Genomic DNA, 19,397 nt, shown 5'->3' with positions numbered 1-19,397 from the left:
CTTCTCCTTTACTGCTGGCTTGCTTGGATTGCTTGGTCCAAATCATAGAGGATATCATCAATCGCCTCGGTGCCGACCGATAAACGTATCATGCCTGGCAATACACCGGCCGAAGCCTGCTCCTGCTCCGAGAGCTGCTGATGCGTCGTGCTGGCGGGGTGAATGATCAGCGACTTCGAATCGCCCACGTTAGCCAGATGAGAGAACAACTGCACCGCATTGATCAGCTTCCGGCCGGCTTCGACGCCGCCCTGAATGCCGAACGTCAGAATTGCGCCCTGGCCTTTCGGCAAATATTTCTGAGCAAGCGAGTAGGACGGATGGCTTTCCAGACCGGCATAGCTGACCCATTCCACGGACGGGTGCTTTTCCAGAAAGCGGGCCACGGCCAATGCATTGGTGCTGTGCCGCTCCATACGCAGATGCAGCGTCTCGAGTCCTTGCAGCAGCTGGAAAGAGTTGAACGGCGAGATCGCCGCCCCCATATCGCGCAGCAGCTGCACCCGAGCTTTGATAATATAGGCGATCGGTCCAACCGCTTCCGTATAGACGAGGCCATGGTAGCTCGGATCGGCTTCGGTCAAGCCCGGAAACTTACCGCTCGCTTTCCAATCGAAGCGGCCGCCGTCCACGATCACGCCCCCGATGGACGTCCCGTGTCCGCCGATAAATTTCGTCGCCGAATGAACAACGATATCGGCGCCGTGTTCGATCGGACGAAGCAAATACGGGCTTGGGAACGTGTTGTCGACGATTAACGGAATGCCGTGTTCGTGCGCAATTGCAGCAACCGCTTCCACATCGAACACATCGCCCCTTGGATTGCCGATCGTCTCGGCAAACACAGCTTTCGTGTTCGGCGTGATCGCTCGGCGGAAATTTTCCGGATCGGCGGGATCGACGAAATGGACGCGAATACCAAGCTTCGCCAGCGTAATCGCAAATAAATTATAAGTGCCGCCATACAGGCTGGAGGCGGAGACGATCTCATCTCCCGCTCCGGCAATATTTAAGATGGAGTAGGTGATCGCAGCTTGTCCGGATGCGGTAGCGAGGGCCGCCAGCCCGCCTTCAAGCGCTGCCACCCGCTTCTCGAAAACGTCCGTGGTCGGGTTCATTAAGCGGGTATATATGTTACCGAACTCTTTCAAACCGAACAAATTGGCCGCGTGATCCGTATCCCGGAATCCGTAGGACGTTGTTTGATACAAGGGTACCGCTCGGGATCTCGTCGTCGGATCGATTTCCTGGCCGGCATGAACAGCTAACGTTTCCAAAGCAAGCTTGCGTTCTGACATGAGTGCAAATCCTCCTTCAAATTGGCATGAATTGGATGAGAAACAACTCTATTGTCGCACATCTCTCGCAAAAACGAAAGCAGGCACCGCGTTAGAAACGTCCGGACCGGCCATATTTCCAAAATGATTAAAAGCAAGGCATCACTCGGTCCCGACCGTGACGAGCGGCTTCAGCTTGTTCAACGTCTTCTCGCCGATCCCCTTCACCTCCCCGAGCTGATCCACCGAGCGAAACGAACCGCCGAGCTTGCTGCGCAGCTCGATAATCGCCTGTGCGCGGCTCGGCCCGATGCCCGGCAATGCATCGAGCTGGTCGGCCGACGCCAGATTCAGGTTCAGCTTGCCGCCGCTTGCGCCCGGAGCGGGCTGCGCTGCACCGGGGTCCGTGCCTGCGGAAGGCAATTGCTTCTTCGCTCCCTCCGGCGCGTCGTTCGCCGGTTCGTTCGGCTTCCCTTTCTCCGCCTCCGCCGGCTTCAACGCCTCCGACGCAGTTCCTGCTCCCGGGCCACTCGGGGCCTTTCCATCCTCCGCTTTCTGGGCCTCCGCTTTCTGGGCCTCCGCTTTCCCATCCTCCGCTTTCCCGGTCCCCGCTTCCGCGCCCGACTGCTCTTGAAGCATACGGCGCATCGCCTCGTCGACCGTGACAAAGCCCGCGTCAGGAACTGCAAACAGAATAGGCTTCAGCGCAAAGCCGACAATCAGCAGCGCAAGCAAGCCCGCCATCCCGAGCCAAATTCCGCCGAAACGGGGAGAATGACCGTTTCCCATCTTCATCCCTTCCTTCTAACTGGAAAAATGATGCATATTTTCAAACGCCCCCCTATATAATGGAAAAAGGCTGCAATCTATTCAGGGGGGATGGTCATGCGAGTAGGATTCATAGGAACAGGCAGCATGGGGAGCATACTCATCGAAGCGTTCATCCGTTCCGGAGCGCTAAACCCGGAGCAAATCATCGCAACCAACCGCACGTTAACGAAAGTGGAACGTTTGGCACAAAGCTATCCGGGCCTTCAAGCGGCCCCTTCCAATAAACAAACGGCTGCGGAGTCCGATCTGCTGTTCCTGTGCGTAAAACCAATGGAATTCAAAGCCGTCATTGACGAAATCGAATCTGTCGTTTCGTCGCAGCAAACCGTTGTTTCGATCACAAGTCCCGTGATGATCCGCCACTTGGAGGAGCTGCTCCCTTGCAAGATCGCCAAGATCATCCCGAGCATCACCAACTACGTATTAAGCGGCGCGACGCTGTGCATTTACGGCGATCGCATGCTGCCGGAGGACGAGGATCTGCTCGAGAACCTGCTCTCCCACATCAGCGCTCCGATTCGCGTGTCCGAACAATATACGCGCATCTCCTCGGACCTGAGCAGCTGCGGCCCGGCCTTCCTGGCCTTCTTCGTGGAAAAATTCGTCGAAGCCGCGGTTCAAACGACCGGCATCTCCGAAGCGGAAGCGACGCAGCTCGCCAGCGAAATGACGCTCGGCACCGGCAAGCTGCTGACGACCGGCGGCTTCTCCCCGGCGGAGCTGCAAAAAAGAGTGGCCGTTCCGGGCGGTATTACCGCCGAAGCGCTCTTAATAATGGAAAAAGAGCTGTGCGGGGTCTTCTATGACCTGATCCGCACAACTCATGCTAAATACGAAGAAGATGTGGAAAAGGTGGAAGCCCGGTTATTCAGAACCAAGGTCGATTGAACGCGATGCTTTCACGTTTTCCGTTATGAACCGTATGCCGGTGCAACACAGGCATGCGGTTTTTTTTCATATTACCCGACAACGATATTGACGAGTTTGCCTTTGACTACAATGACTTTACGCACCGTCTTGCCCGACGTCGCTTCCTTCACTTTATCGAGCCCGAATGCGAGCTCCTGCATGGTCGCTTCGTCCGCGTCGGCGGCAATTGTCGCACGGTCGGCGATTTTGCCGTTCACTTGAACGACGATCTCCACTTCGTTGTCAACCGTCCAAGCCTCTTCGTAAGTCGGCCATGCCACGTACGTCACGCTGTCGCTGTGACCGAGCTTCTCCCACAGTTCTTCCGCGATGTGCGGAGCGAGCGGGGACAACATTTGCACGAAATGCTCCATCGCCGATTTCGGCAAGCGGTCCGTCTTGTAAGCCTCGTTGACGAAGATCATCAGCTGGCTGATCGCGGTGTTGAAACGAAGCGCCTCGAAATCTTCCGTCACTTTCTTGATCGTACGGTGCCACGTGCGCTTGAACGCTTCGCTGCCAAGCTCCTCGTTCGCATCGATCTTCGAACTCAAGGCGCCGTCTTCGCCGACAAACAACCGCCATACGCGGTTCAAGAAACGGTACGTGCCCTCTACACCGTTCACGTTCCAAGGCTTCGTCGCTTCAAGTGGACCCATAAACATCTCGTACATGCGCAGGGTGTCCGCGCCGTACTCGTTTACGATTTCGTCCGGATTGATCACGTTGCCGCGCGACTTGCTCATCTTCTCATTATTCTCGCCGAGAATCATCCCTTGGTTGACGAGCTTGTGGAACGGCTCCTTCGTATCGACTACACCGATGTCATACAGCACCTTATGCCAGAAGCGGGCGTACAGCAAGTGAAGCACGGCATGCTCGGCGCCGCCGATATACAAGTCGACCGGCAGCCATTTCTTCTGAAGCTCCGGCGAACAAATTTCTTTATCGTTCTTCGGATCGATGAAACGCAGGTAGTACCAGCAGCTTCCTGCCCATTGCGGCATCGTGTTCGTCTCGCGGCGCGCCTTCATGCCCGTTACCGGATCGATGGTATTGACCCAATCCTCGACGTTCGCCAGCGGCGATTCGCCCGTACCTGACGGTTTGATCTCGTCCACTTGCGGGAGCAGCAGCGGGAGCTGGTCTTCCGGAACGGTTGTCATCGTGCCGTCTTCCAGGTGCAGAATCGGAATCGGCTCGCCCCAGTAGCGTTGACGGCTGAACAGCCAATCGCGCAAACGGTACGTCACCTTGCCTTGCCCTTTGCCGTTGCTTTCAAGCCATTCGATCATGGCGGCAATCGCCTGCTCGTTGTTTAAGCCGTTCAAGAACCCGGAGTTCACGTGCGGGCCGTCCCCGGCATACGCTTCCTTCGTCAAGTCGCCGCCTTCAACCACCTGGACGATCGGAAGATCGAACTGCTTCGCGAACTCGTAGTCGCGCTGGTCGTGACCCGGCACCGCCATGATCGCGCCCGTTCCGTATCCGGCAAGCACATAATCGGCAATCCAGATCGGCACCTTGCCGCCGCTCACCGGGTTCACCGCATAGGCCCCGGTAAATACGCCTGTTTTCTCCTTCGCCAAATCCGTCCGCTCCAGGTCGCTCTTATGCGCCGCGCGCTCCTGATACGCCTTCACCGCATCCGCCTGCGCCGCCGTCGTAATGCGCTCCACCAGCTCATGCTCCGGCGCCAGTACGCAGTACGTCGCACCAAACAACGTGTCTGGGCGCGTGGTGAACACCTTGAGTCCCTCGCCTGCATACCCCTCGATCGGGAACGTCACTTCCGCCCCCTTCGACTTGCCGATCCAGTTGCGCTGCATATCCTTGATGCTCTCCGACCAGTCGAGCTCTTCCAGATCCTCGAGCAAACGCTCCGCGTACTCGGTGATGCGAAGCACCCATTGACGCATCGGCTTGCGGACGACCGGATGACCTCCGCGTTCGCTCTTGCCGTCGATGACTTCCTCGTTCGCGAGCACTGTGCCAAGCGCCGGACACCAGTTCACCGGCACCTCGTCGACGTAAGCCAGGCCTTTCTTATACAGCTGGATGAAAATCCACTGCGTCCATTTGTAATAATCCGGGTCGGTCGTGCTGATTTCGCGGTCCCAGTCGTACGAGAAGCCGAGAGACTTGATTTGACGGCGGAACGTATCGATGTTTTTATTCGTAAAATCGCGCGGATCGTTCCCCGTATCCAGCGCATACTGCTCGGCCGGCAGGCCGAACGCGTCCCACCCCATCGGGTGCAGCACGTTGTAACCGCGCATCCGCTTATAACGCGATACGATATCGGTAGCCGTATATCCTTCCGGGTGTCCGACGTGCAGCCCCGCTCCCGAAGGGTACGGGAACATGTCGAGCGCGTAAAATTTCGGCTTCTCGTCGTCCTCAAGCACCTTGAACGTCTTCTCTTTGTCCCATACCTGCTGCCATTTCGGCTCAATGACCAAAGGGTTGTACCCTTGGTTTTCTCTTGTTTCCTGTGTCATGTCGAGTTGATCCTCCTTCGATTTGCGAGCAAACAAAAAAGCCCCCGTCGCTAGCTGACGCTAGGGACGAGAAGCTTTGGTTTCCCGTGGTACCACCCTAGTTGACGACGGGCATGCTTTGCCCTCGTCCACTCGATCCCCTTAACGCGGGGCGCTCGATCCGGTTACGAACGTGCGGCTGCCGCTAACTTCAAGCTGCCGATACACCTTCATTCGCCATCTGGCTCCAAGACGAGTTCGCTTCACGCCGCCGCCGGTTCGCACCTTCCACCGGCTCTCTGCATGCGCTCATGATCGCTACTATTTCTTGTCACAGCCTTCAATATGAATCCAATTATCCCTCATTATATGTAAAATAAATCCCGCATGTCAAGCCGTCGATGATTACGGCTTCCCCCATCAGACCATACTTGAGGTAAAAGGGTGCAAGGAGGATTCGCCCGTGCGCGGATTGGTCAACGGTTTGCTGCTGTCGCTGCCGCTGTGGGGCATCGTGCTCTGCTTGCTGCAGCTCATACTTCACTTGCTCGGAAAGTAATCATGCGCGCGGTCGAACCCGTTATTTTTTTACCGCGACAAAAAACGCCCGCTGCGTGTCCTCCGTCGGCTTCTTCCATAGAAAGTCCGCATATACCGAGATGTCGTGAAAGCCCGCTGCCTTCAGCAGGAGCGTCACTTGATCCAGCGGATAGGCCCGCTGCCGATGCGTCTCGTCGACCCGGATGAACCTTTCGCCTGCCGACTCCCTCTTCGCGCCCTCGTCCTCCTTGACGAACACCGTCAGCTCATGCTCAATCTCGCAGCGCTCGCTATCGAAATCGCACGTCCAGATATAAGCCACATCGTCCTCGTTCAGCATGAAAGGCTGTGACTCCCAATACGATTGAAGCTGATAAGGCGTGTGCATGTCGAATGCAAATATTCCGCCCGGCGCCAAACCAGCGTAAGTTTGCCGGAACGCATCCGCCAGGTCGTCCGGCTCGAGCAAATAATTCAAACAGTCGCAGAACGATACGACCGCATCTGCAGGCTTCCCGATCGTCCACTCCCGGATGTCCTGCTGCAGCAGCGTGAGCTTGCCGCCCTTCGCGAAAGGCGCTTCCCGCTGCGCCGTATCCGCTTTCTGCTGCGCAATGGTCAGCATGTCCCCGGATAAATCGATCCCGATCACCTCGTGGCCGAGCATCGCCAGCGGTATGGCCAGGCTGCCCGTTCCGCAGCCCAAATCGACCACCGTGCGAGGGGTTCCGTATTTATCCCAGCATTGCCGCGCAAACTGCAGCCATTCCTCGTAAGGCATATCCTCCATCAGCCGATCGTACACATAAGAAAACCGCTCATAAGCCATCTTCACGCCCACCGCCTTCCCGCAAAAGAAAACCGCTTGCCCTCTGGATCAGTCGGCAACCGGTTTCGATTCATCCTTCTTTAAATACGTCCAACTGCCATCCTGATAAGCAAGCCCTTCTTTCATCAGCTTGCCAACGGCGCGTTTGAACGCCGACTTGCTCATCCCGAACCGTTGGCTGATCAAGTCAGCCGGCGTCTCGTCGGAGTACGGCATCGCCCCGTTCGGGCGCTCCCGCATGAACGCGAGCAGCTTCTCTGCGTCCTCGCCGCGTCCGACTTCCTTCGGCTCGCGCATCGAGCAATTCACATTGCCGTCCTCGCGGACGAAGGCAACGCGAACGTTCACCGCTTCGCCGAGCCTCAGCAGACGCGTGCGTTCAGTCGCGTGAATAAGCCCGATCACGCCGAAGCCTAACACTCCGCCGTCGCAAACGACGAACGTGCCCATCTGCAGCGTCTTGTATACCCGCGCGTCCACGCGGCGGTTTTTCCAATCCTGCGGCGCCGCGAAGCAAAGCTTGCGCAGCTCCTCTTCCTTCGCGAGCTTCGCGACAAGACGCCCTTGACGGTCATGCGCCAGGCTGACGAATACTTTGTCGCCGACCTTCGGACGCAGCTCCGGCAGCTCCGGCAGCTCGCGAAACGGCAGCAGCAACTGGCGTCCGAGCCCCATTTCCAGAAAACAGCCGAACCGTTGATGAAAATCGGCCACTTCGAGCAGCGCGATTTCGCCGAGCGTCAGCAGCGGCTTCTTCATCGTAGCGGTCAGCCGGTCTTCCGTATCGTGATAAATAAACACGTCCACCTGATCGCCCGGCTTCACTTCGCCGACTTTTTCACTATAATGCAGCAGCACATCCTGCTCCCCATCGGTAAGAAAGAACCCGTGCGGCGATACCTCCCGGGCCACCTCCAGCTTGCGGACCACTCCGGCTTCCAGCCTCATACCTTCTCAACCACTTTCGCATCGGACCACAGGCGCTCGATGTTGTAGTATTCCCGGTCGTCGCGATGGAACACGTGCACGACCACGTCGCCGAGGTCGAGCAGTACCCAACGCGCCGTATCCATGCCTTCCAAACCGCGAACACGCGCTCCTCGTTCTTCCGCCCGCTTGCGAATTTCCGTAGCGATCGCTTGGACCTGCGTTTCGGAGTTCCCGTGACAAATAACGAAATAGTCCGCAATCAAGGAAATTCCCCGTAAATTCAGTGTAACCAGGTTCATCGCTTTTTTGTCTTCCGCTGCTTCGACGGCGAGCGTCATCAGTTCGTCCGGTTGAATGGTCATTCCATTTCCTCCCTTAGTGTCTGTTCGTATCGTAGTGTTCCTCCTGCCGCTCCAGTTCCTCGATCAGCCCGTTGCGGGCGAACAGGGTGAGCGGGTAAATTCGCTTGCCCTTCTCCAGCAAGAAGCGAATCGTTCCGTCAAAACCGGCTATAAGCGCCTTCTCTAAACTATGTTCGGCGATTTCCCGAATATTATGCACCCCCGGGAAATCCCGGCCCGGTTCCATATAATCGGCTAAACAGACGATTTTGTCCAGCTTCGTCATCCGCTCTCGCCCGGACGTATGGTAACGGATGGCGTCCAGCACCGCTTCGTCCTTGACGCCGTATTGATGCTCGGCCACCCACGCCCCGGCATGAGCATGCCACAGCTCTTTGTCATAGCCAAGCAAGTCTTGGGGCAGCCCGTTCTCACGGATCACGCGCGCCTGCTCATCGACTCTCCAATACTTGCACACGTCATGCAAAATCGCGGCGAGCTCGGCTTTCGCCGGATCCTCTCCGTACCGCTTCGCCAGAATGACTGCCGTCTCCATCACGCCTTCCGTATGCGTCCAGCGCCGCTCCGGCATTTGCTGCTTCACCGATGCGATGATGTCTTCACGTTTCATATAAACGATTCACCTCGATATAGTTGTTTACCCGGTCGGGCACCATATAACGCACCGGCCGGCCTGCAGCCCGGCGTTCACGGATCAAGGTGGAGGACAGCTCGATTTGCGGCATGGAGGCGAGCATGACGGCTTCCTTCATAGGCGCAGGCAGCTCTTCGAGATCGGCGTCAAAGCCGGGGCGCTGCAGACCGACGAACGTCACAAGCCGTACGAGCTCGTCGATCCGATGCCACTTGGGCAAATACTGGACCATATCCGCCCCGATAATGTAGTAAAACCGATGGTCGGGATAACGTTCCCGGAGCAAGCTGACGGTTTCGATGCTGTAAGAGACGCCGCCCTTCACCAGCTCGATATCGCTTGCACGGAACACCTCGTGCCCCTCGACCGCCAAACGGACCATCTCCAAGCGCTGCCGCGCCGTGGCGCCTTGCGTTTGCTCCTTATGCGGAGGCACATTGGTCGGCATGAACCATACTTCATCCAGACCGAGCTCCTCGCAGACGCTTTGCGCCGCCAGCAGATGGCCGATATGAATCGGATCAAAGGTGCCCCCCATGATGCCAACCTTCATCCGGCTCTCCTCCTGTTCCATCGGAAAACTAGCGTTTCGTTATGGAAGCTCGATCGTTTTATGATCCCGCGATTCCTTATACAGCACGATCGTTTTGCCAATGACTTGAACGAGCTCCGCACCCGCTCCCTCTGCCAGTTGTTCGGCCACTTCGTGGCGGTCCTCCATGCAGTTGTTCAGAATGGACACTTTCATGAGTTCGCGTGTTTCGATCGCTTCTTCGATATGCCGGATCAAGTGATCGTTGACGCCCCCCTTGCCGACTTGAAAAATCGGAGTGAGGTGGTGCGCTTGCGAGCGCAGAAAACGCTTTTGTTTGCCTGTTAACATCATATTCAAAACCTTTCTTGCCTGTATCGCATCCCCCTCTTTCCCCCTTCCCGAAGGGGGAGGACCAGGGCGCGCTGCCCCTGGACCCCAGATGGTGGCGGATGAGCGACTGGGCCGTCGTTGATGGAATGTCTGTGCTGGGAGCGCTTATCGTCCCTGCCGTGTCAGCCCCTTGGGCTGACACGGCAGGGACACGCTTACGTTAGGCGCTCGTACGGGACTTATTGCCTGCATCACGTGCAGACAGGAATGCTGGACTTCTAACGTTTCGTTCGACCGTGGTACCGCCTTATGACTGCGTCATAAAGCTAACGGCGAGAGAGGGGGTGGCGGCAATCTGCTCATGCTGAGGCGAATCTGCCGCACCCCCTTTAAGGGGCCATCCGGCCCTTAAAGGATTAAAAGCCTTAAAAGACTTTAAAGCCTACCTAAAACTAAAACCGAAAGCCAAGTACAGAGCTTAACCCTCGAAGGACTCCAAAACAACAGCGCGCATCGCTTCGATGGGAGCGGGTTGGCCCGTCCAATATTCGAAGGCGTAAGCGCCCTGGTAGATGAACATGCCTAACCCGCTGTGGATCGCGGCGCCGCGCTGGTCGCGGGCTTCGCGCAAAAATCGGGTCAGCAGCGGGTTATAGATGAGGTCGCTGACGACGGTGTCCGGACGGATCAGCGAGACGTCCATCGGAACGTCGTCGACGTTCGGGTGCATGCCGAGCGACGTGTTGTTGACGATCAGCGCGGCTTCGCCGGCTAGAGCGGCGACTTCGTCGAGCCCGTGGCCGGAGACGCTCGAGAACTCGCTCATCGAAGCGGCAAGCTCCTGCGCCTTCTCTTTGGTACGGTTGGCGATGTAAATATGCGCCGCGCCTTCTTTGGCGATCGCGTAGCCGACGCCGCGGGCGGCGCCGCCCGCGCCGATCATCAGCACCTTGCGGCCGCGCAGGTCGATGCCCGTTTCCTCTTTCAAGGAGCGGATATACCCGATGCCGTCCGTGTTATAGCCGGTCAGCTTGCCGTTGTCGTTGACGATCGTATTCACCGCGCCGATCATCCGCGCGCCTTCATCGATAGCATCCAAGTATTCCATCACTTCCACTTTATGCGGAACTGTCACGTTTACGCCGCGAAACTGCAGCGCGCGGATGCCGGCAACGGCGTCTTTCAGCGTCCCCGGCACAATATGAAACGCGCCGTAAGCGGCGTTAACGCCTGTAACCTCGAACGCCCGATTCAGCATGATCGGCGATTTGGAATGGCGGATCGGATCTCCGAACACGCCGTAAAGGATCGTATGACTGTCCAGCTTATGCGACGTTAGCATTGGCCGTTGTTCCCCCCATATTCATCTTAGATCCGGTTCTCCCTCGCCCCATGAGGCACGAAAGAATTAAATCAGCGATTCGCGCAGCGCCACCTTGACGCCCTTCGGCACATGGATGACGAGATCCGCGCCTGCCTCGCTGTTCGCTTTGACCCAGCCGAGACCGGATATCGAGACGTCCGACGGCTTCCCTTTCGGAATACGGATCGTGTGCTTTACGAGCGGCGGCAGCTCCTCCAGCTCTTCAAGCGTCGGCGGCGACAGCAGCCCCCCTTTATGCTCGGCGTACAGCTCATCGGCCCGCTCCAGCTTCGTACGGTGCGCTTTCAAGCCGTTGGACGTATAGAACGTGAACGACTGCCGCTCCCCTTGCACGAAATCAAAACGCACCAAACTGCCGAAAAACACCGTCTGCTTCTCGTTCAACTGAAACACGAGCGGCTTCACAGGTTTGTCCGGCATCAGCTTCATCAAATCTTTTTTGTTCACGAGCTCCGTCAAGCGGTGTTTGTACACGATCCCCGGCGTATCGATGATCGAAGAGCCGTCGTCCATCGGAATGCGCACCAAATCGAGCGTCGTGCCCGGGTACTGGGAGACGGTGAGCTCCGCATCCAGGTCGCTGTAATCGCGAATCAGCCGGTTGATCAGCGTCGATTTGCCGACGTTGGTCGCGCCGACCACATAGATGTCGCGCCCTTCGCGGTGTTCGTCCAGCGCTTCAATAACGCGCTCGAAGCCCATGTTCTTTTTCGCCGAGCAAAGCACTACCTCGACGACCCGCAGCCCGGCTTCCTTCACCTGACGCTGCACCCAGTTCAAAATCCGGTTATAGTTCGTCACTTTGGGCAGCAGATCGATCTTGTTCACGACGAGCACGATCGGATTTTTGCCGACGAATCGGGGCAGCCCCGAAATCATGCTGCCTTCGAAATCGAACAGATCGACGATGTTCACGACCAGCGATTCGGTCGAGCCTACATGCGACAGCAGCCGCAAGAAATCGTCCTGATTCAGCGTAATGCTGGAGGACTCGTTGTAATTCTTGATGCGGAAGCACCGCTGGCAAATGATCGGCGTCCGGGTCAAAGCTTGGGCCGGCACATAGCCGAGCCGTTCGGAGTCTGCGGTTTGCAGCGTGACGCCGCAGCCTGCGCAGCGGTCGTCCTCTTGCCTGTTTTCATGGTCAAGCGTCATACGTTCCCTACCTTTTCATCATCTTTAACGCCGCTTTCTCGAGCGTCCTGTTCACTTTCGTAAAAAAGCCCTCATCCGTAGGCGAAATCGGACGGACCAGCACCGTATATAACCCCAGGCGATTGCCGCCGAGCACATCGGTCAGCATCTGATCGCCGATAACGATCGTCTGCCCCGCCTCCAGACGCATCATGTTCAGCGCTTTGCGGAACGAGGCGTGGGTCGGCTTTTTGGCCCGGTAAATAAAAGGCAGGGACAGCGGCTCCGCAAACTTGGTTACTCTGGTGCGCTGATTGTTCGATACGATCACAACCTGAAAGCCGATCTGACCCACCACTTTGAGCCATTCGATCAGTTCCGGCGTTGCGAACGGCGCTTTGGCCCCGACCAGCGTATTGTCCAAGTCCGTAATGATGCCCCGATACCCCTGCTTCCATAACGTATCCAATTCAAGTTCATAGATGCTGTTCACTTGCTCACGCGGGATTAGCTTTTTCAGCAAAACGTTCACCTCAGGGAAACAATGGCTATATACGTCAAACTATATCACACTTGTCCGGTGTGTTCAAAGAGGGAGTGCCAATCGCTTCTTTACCTTCAAAAAGCCCGCCGCCTTCCGGCAGCGGGCCCTCAGCCCTTGGCCTCATTTACATTTGGGAACGAAGCTTCTCCACAATTTGCGTAGTTTCACGGAATTCCTCTTCGGTCATATCGTCCTTGCCGTACTTGGCCTTCTCGAAATGGTGCAGCACGACATCCAGCTCGCCCTTCATCCAGCTGCTCTTGGCCGTCCATCGCCGCACCGCTTCACGGAGCGTTTCGTGCTCCTCGCGCGCGTAGCCGTGCCTGCGGAAAATGCGCAGCAGCCGTTCGCATTCCACAATGATTTTCTGCTTCAGCTGCAAGGCCCGGCGGCGGCGGGCGCGCTCCCGCACAAGATCGACCAGCTGCCAGCGCCATGCGGCAAAGCCGGCCAGCAGCAGCGCGACAAGCAGCGAGCCGCCGAACAGGTAGTGACGGCTTTGCACCGCCGGAGCCGCCTCTTCTTCCGCAACCGCAGGCAGCGATTCGACCGCCTGCGGCTCGGCGACCGGCTCTTCAACCGGAACGGCCCGCGGCATGGAGAATCCGGACGTCGGCTCGAACGGCACCCAGCCGTATCCGCTGAAATACACTTCGACCCAGGAATGCGCGTCAGAGTTGCGCACCGTATACTCGCCGGCGGCATTCGGATCGGCAAACAGCTCGCCCGGCGCGAACCCGCCCAAACCTTGCTGGTCGAGCGTCGTCGAGCCGGAGGAATAGCCCTTCACCCATCTTGCGGGCAAGCCGACCGCTCGCGACAGCACGGCCATCGACGTGGAATAATAATCGCAATAGCCTTCTTTAATCTCGAACAGGAACCGGTCGACAAAGTCGCGGCTGCGGCCCTTCGTAAAGTCGGGCTTATTCGTGTACGCGTAATTCATCGACAAATATTGCTCGATCGCTTTCGCCTTATCGTAATCGCTGCTTGCGTTTTTGGTAATTTCGAAAGCCAGATTGCGCACCCGCTCAGGCAAATGATCCGGCAGCTGCAGGAACGGCGCCAATTCCGGCCTCGGCAATTGATGCGGCAGCTTGCGCAGCGCCGCTTCGTCGATGACCGGCATTTGCGACACGATCGTGTACGTCTTCGGATACGGCTGACGCTCGCTGAAACGAAGCTCGCCCTGCTGCGCCGACCACATCAGTCCTTCAAACCCGCTGCGCGCTCCGTTCATCCCTACGACCTTCTGTATCGAATAGGCGCCGAATAGAACCGGATACCGGTCATCGTTCAGCAGCGTCACCGTTTGCGTGACCTCGATCGTTTTCATTTGGTCGCCCGGCAATCGCGTATCCGCCGGCAAGACCGCATCCGGCCGGACTGGCCCCCAGGAAGCGCGATCGAGCTCGCTTTCCTGCCACCCTCTGCCGGTATATAACGAGAGAGTCTCGCCCCGCCAATACCCGCGGTGCGTCGTGTCGATGGTCATCACCGGCGTATAATCGAACTGGAATCCGCTGCCAAGGAATCGGTCATTCCGGCTGTAGCCGGACGACGCGTCCATCGCATCGGTCGCAAGGGCAACCTGCTCCCCTTTGCCGGTGGCGAAGTTCATCGGCTCGCCGCGGTAGGCTCGCCAGGCCGTATACGGATCGGTCAGCATCGGGCCGACTTCCGGCATCGCCGCGCCGGCAAGCAGCGTCAGGCCGATCAGACCGGTCACCGGCAGGACGATCGAGAACGGGTTTTCCGCGAGCTGTCTCCAAGCCGACGGATCCTTCATCCGCAGCCGCCGGAAGTGCGCCAGAATCAGCAGGAACAGCCCGCAGCCAACCATGATGACGACCTGCGGCCACAAGTATACGCCCGAGAACGAATCGCGGATGCACAGCGCCAGCACGCTCACGACAAGCAGCGCGTAGATGCGCCACTTCGATTCCACCCACCAGATCATCGTCAGGTAGGCGACCCAGGTCCCCAGGCCGAACCATAAATAAGGCGTCAGTTCGTATAAGTTCAGAAACAGTTTGGATGAAAAAAAACTTCCAATCGTCATCGGTTCGATCGCTTCGTATCGCTCCAGCACCGTCACTTGTATCGTCAAGATCGCGATGAACTGCAGTACCCCGCGCAGCATCCAGTGCATCCACGGAATGTGCTCCAGCACGCAAACGGCAAGCAGCGTCCACGCCATGACCGCCACCGTCTCCGGCAGCAGCCAGTAATCCTCCTTCTGAAACCAAAGGAGGAGTTGAAGCAAAAATATGCCGCTAAGCAGCACCGTTAGCCGATACGGCCACTCCTCGAACAACAGCCGCTTTTTCCAAGAGAGAGGTTTCCCGTTCATCCGGCCCGACCTCCCAACTGGACAGGCAGATCGGTTAATTGACCGATCGCATAGCAAGTAATCCCTCGGGACTGCAGCTGGCTAGCCCAGGCTTCCTTGCGTACAGCCGGCGGCACGATCCAAATATGGCAAGGATTCATCTGCTGTTTCTTTAACCCCAGCAGCACCTGCAGCATCGGCTCGCCGAAGGAAGCGCTGACGATCGTCACAAAGCTGCCGGGCGCCAGCTTCTGCGCCTTGTCTTTCAATAACGAACGGATCGTGTCCGGACTGTCCGCCTCGACGTCCATCAAATGCCGCAGCACAAGCTGATGCTGATGCTGTCCTTGGCGCGGCTCGAAGTACGCGCTGTCTTTGCCCGCGGATACGAGACCAAGCGCCAGCCCTCGCTGCGAGCCATATTGAAACAGCGAGGCGGTGACGGAAACCGCAAGCTCGAATTCGTCCGACTCGCCGTAAAGGCGCTGATCCCGGTCCAACACGATATAAGTTTTCGGCAGCGATTCGCGCTCGAACTCCTTCGACTTCCACGTGCCCGTCTTGGCCGTTGCGTTCCAGTGAATCCGGGAAATGCGGTCGCCGTATATATACTCCCGAACCCCGTTGATTTGCGTCGTTTCGCGCACAGCCCGGGTCGTCGAGGAATGATGGTTCGCGCCCTTCACCATCTGGTGGTACTGCTGCCAATCGCGGATCGCGATCGTTTGCGGCAGCACGGAAATCGTTTGCGGCAGCTCCAGCTCACCCCGATGCTCGAACAAGCCGAATATATCCTCGGTCACGCATTCCGTCCGCCCGAACGTATAATGTCCCCGCCGCATCGCCGGCGTCCGGTATTCCCAATCGGCGCGGCGGCGCCAATCCGGCACGAGCGTCGCTTCGAACGTCAGCTCGCGCCCGTTCTTATGGTAGAGACGGTCTTTCACGAACACGTACGGGATCGGCCAAAAGCCCGGAATTTGCAGCTGCACCTTCACGCCGAGCGTGCTCCCGGCTTCAAGGGTGGTCGCTCCTTCCGCCGTATGAAGAACACGGGTCCCCTGCGTCCGCTTGATGCCGCTCCACTGGCCGAGCAGCAAATATACGCTCAGGATCAGCATGATGACAAATAACATCAGCGCCAGCTTGCCGCCTTGAAACAACAGGTACCCGAGGCTTCCTAAAAAAGCGGCGCCCACCGCCCAAAATTTTCGGCTGTAACGGGGGCGTTCGATCCATTTTTGAACGAGCGACGTCCTCACCCTGGTCACTTCTCCCAACGTACCGGCACCTTCACTTGTTGAAACACCGACTGCAGGACGGATGAAACAGACGCTCCTTCCATCCGCGCTTCCGCTTGCAGAATCAACCGGTGTCCCAGCACATAGGGCGCCAAAAATTTAATGTCATCCGGGATGACGTACTCTCTTTGCTGCAGCAGAGCATAGGCCTTCGAGGCTTGCACCAGCGCCAGCGTCGCCCGCGGGCTCGCGCCGAGATATACGGCCGGATGGTTGCGGGTCGCACGCGACACCGCCACCAGGTAAGCCGCGACGGCTTCGTCGAGGTGCACGAGCTTCACCTGATGCTGCAGCGCCAATATTTGCTCCACGCCCGAAACGGCTTCCAGCGTATCGAGCGGGTGCGTCACGTTTTGCGCAACGATCATCTGCGTTTCCGTCTCCGCATCCGGGTAGCCGAGGCTGAACTTCATCATGAAGCGGTCCAGCTGAGCCTCCGGCAGCGTGTACGTCCCCTCGAAATCGATCGGGTTTTGCGTCGCGAGCAGCAGGAACGGCTTCGGCAGCTCATACGTTTCCCCGTCCACCGTGACGTGACGCTCCTCCATCGCTTCCAGCAGCGCGGATTGCGTCTTCGTCGTCGCGCGGTTAATTTCATCCGCCAGCAAAATATGCGTCATGATCGGACCCGGGCGGAATATGAACGCCTCTTCCTTCGGATGGTAGATGGAAACACCGGTAATATCGGTGGGCAGCAAGTCCGGGTTGCATTGAATGCGGCGAAATTGGCCGCGGACCGATTTGGCAAGCGCCTTGATCAGGACCGTTTTGCCGGTGCCTGGAACATCTTCAAGCAGCACGTGTCCTCCTGCCAGCATCGCCGTAAGCAGCAAAGCGATTTCATCGGTTTTGCCGAGAATGCAGGATTCCAAATTCGCCTGTATGCGCTTTAACGCTTGTACATCTTCTCGAATCATCGTTTCCATCGTCCGGGCCTCCTTTATGTCGTACCTCTGTATGATCCATACTAATTCATATACGTCAGCGACTGAAAAAAGTTCGCTTGTATGGTGTAATTTTCATTGTACCGGATTCAAAATTCGCCGTATACGTGTAAAACTGATGAAATTGTTTGTAGAAATGCAAAAAAGCCCCTGATTAGGGGCTGAAACAGGTCTTGATGCCGTTCTGCGATCTCAAACGATCTAGCCTTGCGGGCGAAATACGAGCGCGGCCAGGAAGGAAAAGATGATGGCCGCGGATATGCCTGCGCTGGTCACTTCGAAAATGCCCCCGATGATGCCGATCGGCCCGTCCTCCTTCAAGGAACTGAGCGCCCCGTTGACGAGGGAGTTGCCGAAGCTCGTAATCGGCACGGTGGCGCCGGCGCCGGCAAATTCGATAAATTGGTCGTACAGCCCTTTATCTTTGTAAGGAATCGCTTCGACAAGGGCGCCGGCGACGACAAGCGTGCTCATCGTGTGCGCCGGCGTCAAACGGAGCACGTCCATCAGGATTTGTCCGATGACGCAAATGGCGCCGCCGATCAGGAAAGCCCATATAAATTGGATCCAATTGTCCATTCTCGATCACTCTCCGCTTTCTATGGCTACCGCATGCGCGATGCACGGGATGCTCTCGCCTTGCTGGAACGACAACGGCGACAGCAGCGCGCCGGTCGCTACGACGAGGATGCGCTTCAACTCGCCCTTCGCCAAACGTCTCAACAAATGGCCGTAAGTCACGGTTGCCGAACAGCCGCAGCCGCTGCCGCCGGCTTGCACAAGCGACTTCTGTTTCTCCAAGTCGTAAATCATCAGCCCGCAATCCTTGTACGTCGTCTGTTCGATAGGGACCCGATGCTTCTTCAGCAGCTCGCGGGCAATCCCGTATCCGACCTCCGCGAGGTCGCCGGTAACAATCAGATCGTAATACTCCGGCTGCCGGTCGAAATCGCGAAAATGCGACTGCAGCGTGTCCACCGCCGCCGGGGCCATCGCCGCGCCCATGTTGAACGGGTCCTTGATCCCCATATCGATAACACGGCCGATCGTCGCCCCCGTCACGACAGGGCCGCGGCCATGCTTGCCGATGACGGCGACTCCTGCACCCGTGACGGTATACTGCGCGGTAGGCGGTTTTTGCGAGCCGTACTCCGTCGGATAGCGAAACTGCTTCTCCGCGGTGCTGTTATGGCTGCACGTTCCCGCCATCGTGTGCTTGGCGTAACCCCCATCGACGATCATCGAGGCGATGGCAAGTCCTTCCATCGAGGTGGAGCATGCGCCGAAGATGCCGAGATACGGAATTTGCATCGTCCGGACCGCAAAGCTGTTGCTGATGATCTGGTTGATCAGATCGCCGCCGACGTAGAACTCGATCTTCTCCTTGGTCAGGCCCGCATTTTCCACGGCCAGCTTCGCCGCTTCCTCGAGCATCTTCTTCTCCGCCTTCTCCCAGCTGTCCTGGCCAAGGATGGCATCGGCATGCACAATGTCGAACTCATTGCCCAGCGGCCCTTCCCCTTCATCGGGGCCGACGACGGTGGCCGTGCCTAGAATGACGGGCCGGTTGCGGAACTCCCAGCTCTGATGTCCGATTAGCATCTTATTGCCCCCCTATGCCAAGCATCAGATGGATCAGGCCGACAACGAATGCCGCGACTACGCCGAAAACGATGACCGAGCCGGCCAGCTTAAATATATTGCCGCCGACACCAAGCACATATCCCTCGCTTTTGTGTTCAAGCGCCGCAGAGCACACCGAGTTCGCGAACCCTGTGACCGGAACGCTCGAGCCCCCGCCGGCCCACTGCGCGATTTTATCGTATACCCCGAGACTTGTCAGTACGACAGAGATGAAAATCAGGACGGCTACCGTCGGATCTCCGGCCGTCTTCTTGTCAAAGTCGAACCCGTGAATGAATATTTCACTAATCACCTGTCCGACGAAACAGATGGCTCCACCCACGATAAAAGCGCGTATGCAGTTTTTCAGCACCGGTCTTGCCGGTTCCCGCGTCTTCGCTAATTCCTGATACTCCTGCTGCACCCAAGTTAACTTTTTCATCTTCGATTTCGTGGACATGCGGACGGTCTCCTTTCG

At 57.6% G+C, this 19,397-nt stretch carries 19 protein-coding genes; 1 reads left to right on the top strand and 18 read right to left on the bottom strand.

Going from position 1 to position 19,397, the window contains the following annotated elements; genetic code table 11:
* Positions 1-8: 8 nt before the first annotated feature.
* Together JMF85_RS13265 and JMF85_RS13260 are read right to left on the bottom strand one after the other, a co-directional pair.
* Positions 9-1,298 carry a homocysteine synthase gene (locus JMF85_RS13265; RefSeq protein ID WP_201318357.1) on the bottom strand — a complete coding sequence of 430 codons (1,290 nt, stop codon included), beginning with the start codon at positions 1,296-1,298 and terminating at the stop codon, positions 9-11.
* A gap of 141 nt (positions 1,299-1,439) precedes the next feature.
* Entirely contained in the window at positions 1,440-2,066 is a 627-nt protein-coding gene (locus tag JMF85_RS13260) for a ComEA family DNA-binding protein (protein WP_201318356.1), read from the bottom strand.
* Positions 2,067-2,162: 96 nt separating this feature from the next.
* Between JMF85_RS13260 and comER the strand changes: the two genes are divergently transcribed.
* Positions 2,163-2,996: a late competence protein ComER gene (comER, locus tag JMF85_RS13255; RefSeq protein WP_127606933.1), complete on the top strand. Its 834-nt coding sequence runs from the start codon at positions 2,163-2,165 to the stop codon at positions 2,994-2,996.
* 71 nt (positions 2,997-3,067) lie between these two features.
* Here comER and leuS read toward each other — a convergent pair whose 3' ends face one another.
* The 16 genes from leuS to spoVAC all read right to left on the bottom strand — a co-directional run bounded on the left by leuS (position 3,068) and on the right by spoVAC (position 19,379).
* A complete protein-coding gene (gene leuS / locus JMF85_RS13250) occupies positions 3,068-5,518 on the bottom strand; it encodes a leucine--tRNA ligase (RefSeq protein ID WP_054796743.1) in 2,451 nt (816 codons plus the stop codon).
* 559 nt (positions 5,519-6,077) lie between these two features.
* Positions 6,078-6,866, bottom strand: a complete 789-nt coding sequence (locus JMF85_RS13245) for a class I SAM-dependent DNA methyltransferase (protein WP_201318376.1) — start codon at positions 6,864-6,866, stop codon at positions 6,078-6,080.
* A gap of 48 nt (positions 6,867-6,914) precedes the next feature.
* Complete coding sequence (locus tag JMF85_RS13240) at positions 6,915-7,814, bottom strand: CvfB family protein (protein WP_127606937.1); 900 nt, start codon at positions 7,812-7,814, stop codon at positions 6,915-6,917.
* Positions 7,811-8,158: a ribosome silencing factor gene (rsfS, locus tag JMF85_RS13235; protein ID WP_054796727.1), complete on the bottom strand. Its 348-nt coding sequence runs from the start codon at positions 8,156-8,158 to the stop codon at positions 7,811-7,813. Before rsfS ends, JMF85_RS13240 begins: the two co-directional genes overlap by 4 nt.
* A gap of 13 nt (positions 8,159-8,171) precedes the next feature.
* Positions 8,172-8,768 carry a bis(5'-nucleosyl)-tetraphosphatase (symmetrical) YqeK gene (gene yqeK, locus JMF85_RS13230; RefSeq protein ID WP_054796728.1) on the bottom strand — a complete coding sequence of 199 codons (597 nt, stop codon included), beginning with the start codon at positions 8,766-8,768 and terminating at the stop codon, positions 8,172-8,174.
* On the bottom strand, positions 8,758-9,345 hold the full coding sequence (locus JMF85_RS13225) for a nicotinate-nucleotide adenylyltransferase (RefSeq protein WP_201318355.1): 588 nt from the start codon (positions 9,343-9,345) through the stop codon (positions 8,758-8,760). Before JMF85_RS13225 ends, yqeK begins: the two co-directional genes overlap by 11 nt.
* A gap of 39 nt (positions 9,346-9,384) precedes the next feature.
* The gene (gene yhbY, locus JMF85_RS13220; protein ID WP_127607047.1) at positions 9,385-9,675 is read right to left on the bottom strand and encodes a ribosome assembly RNA-binding protein YhbY; all 291 of its coding nucleotides are present in this window, start codon (positions 9,673-9,675) and stop codon (positions 9,385-9,387) included.
* A 460-nt stretch (positions 9,676-10,135) separates the two neighbouring features.
* Positions 10,136-10,999, bottom strand: a complete 864-nt coding sequence (aroE, locus tag JMF85_RS13215; RefSeq protein WP_054796729.1) for a shikimate dehydrogenase — start codon at positions 10,997-10,999, stop codon at positions 10,136-10,138.
* Positions 11,000-11,065: 66 nt separating this feature from the next.
* A complete protein-coding gene (yqeH, locus tag JMF85_RS13210) occupies positions 11,066-12,196 on the bottom strand; it encodes a ribosome biogenesis GTPase YqeH (protein WP_127606940.1) in 1,131 nt (376 codons plus the stop codon).
* Positions 12,197-12,203: 7 nt separating this feature from the next.
* The gene (locus JMF85_RS13205; protein WP_127606942.1) at positions 12,204-12,698 is read right to left on the bottom strand and encodes a YqeG family HAD IIIA-type phosphatase; all 495 of its coding nucleotides are present in this window, start codon (positions 12,696-12,698) and stop codon (positions 12,204-12,206) included.
* A gap of 145 nt (positions 12,699-12,843) precedes the next feature.
* The gene (locus JMF85_RS13200; protein ID WP_201318354.1) at positions 12,844-15,072 is read right to left on the bottom strand and encodes a transglutaminase TgpA family protein; all 2,229 of its coding nucleotides are present in this window, start codon (positions 15,070-15,072) and stop codon (positions 12,844-12,846) included.
* Positions 15,069-16,322 (bottom strand): DUF58 domain-containing protein, encoded by a 1,254-nt coding sequence (locus JMF85_RS13195; protein ID WP_236595853.1) that lies wholly within the window; start codon positions 16,320-16,322, stop codon positions 15,069-15,071. The genes JMF85_RS13200 and JMF85_RS13195 overlap by 4 nt, the downstream gene beginning before the upstream one ends.
* Positions 16,319-17,278, bottom strand: coding sequence for an AAA family ATPase (locus JMF85_RS13190; protein WP_127606946.1), 960 nt, complete (start codon positions 17,276-17,278; stop codon positions 16,319-16,321). The genes JMF85_RS13195 and JMF85_RS13190 overlap by 4 nt, the downstream gene beginning before the upstream one ends.
* Before the next feature lie 219 nt (positions 17,279-17,497).
* Complete coding sequence (spoVAE, locus tag JMF85_RS13185; protein WP_054796744.1) at positions 17,498-17,863, bottom strand: stage V sporulation protein AE; 366 nt, start codon at positions 17,861-17,863, stop codon at positions 17,498-17,500.
* Between the two features lie 18 nt (positions 17,864-17,881).
* Complete coding sequence (spoVAD, locus tag JMF85_RS13180; protein WP_054799766.1) at positions 17,882-18,898, bottom strand: stage V sporulation protein AD; 1,017 nt, start codon at positions 18,896-18,898, stop codon at positions 17,882-17,884.
* Between the two features lies 1 nt (position 18,899).
* Positions 18,900-19,379, bottom strand: a complete 480-nt coding sequence (spoVAC, locus tag JMF85_RS13175; protein WP_155613891.1) for a stage V sporulation protein AC — start codon at positions 19,377-19,379, stop codon at positions 18,900-18,902.
* Between the last annotated feature and the right edge of the window lie 18 nt (positions 19,380-19,397).

The sequence above is a fragment of the Paenibacillus sp. EPM92 genome, from assembly GCF_016586185.1.
GTDB classification, from domain to species: Bacteria; Bacillota; Bacilli; order Paenibacillales; family NBRC-103111; genus Paenibacillus_G; species Paenibacillus_G validus.
This window is presented reverse-complemented; position numbering and strand designations above follow the sequence as displayed.

What these genes read in the sequence shown, in the direction of transcription:
- JMF85_RS13265 (WP_201318357.1), bottom strand. Translation starts at nt 1,298, where the DNA reads ATGTCAGAACGCAAGCTTGCTTTGGAAACGTTAGCTGTTCATGCCGGC.
- JMF85_RS13260 (WP_201318356.1), bottom strand. Translation starts at nt 2,066, where the DNA reads ATGGGAAACGGTCATTCTCCCCGTTTCGGCGGAATTTGGCTCGGGATG.
- comER (WP_127606933.1), top strand. Translation starts at nt 2,163, where the DNA reads ATGCGAGTAGGATTCATAGGAACAGGCAGCATGGGGAGCATACTCATC.
- leuS (WP_054796743.1), bottom strand. Translation starts at nt 5,518, where the DNA reads ATGACACAGGAAACAAGAGAAAACCAAGGGTACAACCCTTTGGTCATT.
- JMF85_RS13245 (WP_201318376.1), bottom strand. Translation starts at nt 6,866, where the DNA reads ATGGCTTATGAGCGGTTTTCTTATGTGTACGATCGGCTGATGGAGGAT.
- JMF85_RS13240 (WP_127606937.1), bottom strand. Translation starts at nt 7,814, where the DNA reads ATGAGGCTGGAAGCCGGAGTGGTCCGCAAGCTGGAGGTGGCCCGGGAG.
- rsfS (WP_054796727.1), bottom strand. Translation starts at nt 8,158, where the DNA reads ATGACCATTCAACCGGACGAACTGATGACGCTCGCCGTCGAAGCAGCG.
- yqeK (WP_054796728.1), bottom strand. Translation starts at nt 8,768, where the DNA reads ATGAAACGTGAAGACATCATCGCATCGGTGAAGCAGCAAATGCCGGAG.
- JMF85_RS13225 (WP_201318355.1), bottom strand. Translation starts at nt 9,345, where the DNA reads ATGAAGGTTGGCATCATGGGGGGCACCTTTGATCCGATTCATATCGGC.
- yhbY (WP_127607047.1), bottom strand. Translation starts at nt 9,675, where the DNA reads ATGTTAACAGGCAAACAAAAGCGTTTTCTGCGCTCGCAAGCGCACCAC.
- aroE (WP_054796729.1), bottom strand. Translation starts at nt 10,999, where the DNA reads ATGCTAACGTCGCATAAGCTGGACAGTCATACGATCCTTTACGGCGTG.
- yqeH (WP_127606940.1), bottom strand. Translation starts at nt 12,196, where the DNA reads ATGACGCTTGACCATGAAAACAGGCAAGAGGACGACCGCTGCGCAGGC.
- JMF85_RS13200 (WP_201318354.1), bottom strand. Translation starts at nt 15,072, where the DNA reads ATGAACGGGAAACCTCTCTCTTGGAAAAAGCGGCTGTTGTTCGAGGAG.
- JMF85_RS13190 (WP_127606946.1), bottom strand. Translation starts at nt 17,278, where the DNA reads ATGGAAACGATGATTCGAGAAGATGTACAAGCGTTAAAGCGCATACAG.
- spoVAD (WP_054799766.1), bottom strand. Translation starts at nt 18,898, where the DNA reads ATGCTAATCGGACATCAGAGCTGGGAGTTCCGCAACCGGCCCGTCATT.
- spoVAC (WP_155613891.1), bottom strand. Translation starts at nt 19,379, where the DNA reads ATGTCCACGAAATCGAAGATGAAAAAGTTAACTTGGGTGCAGCAGGAG.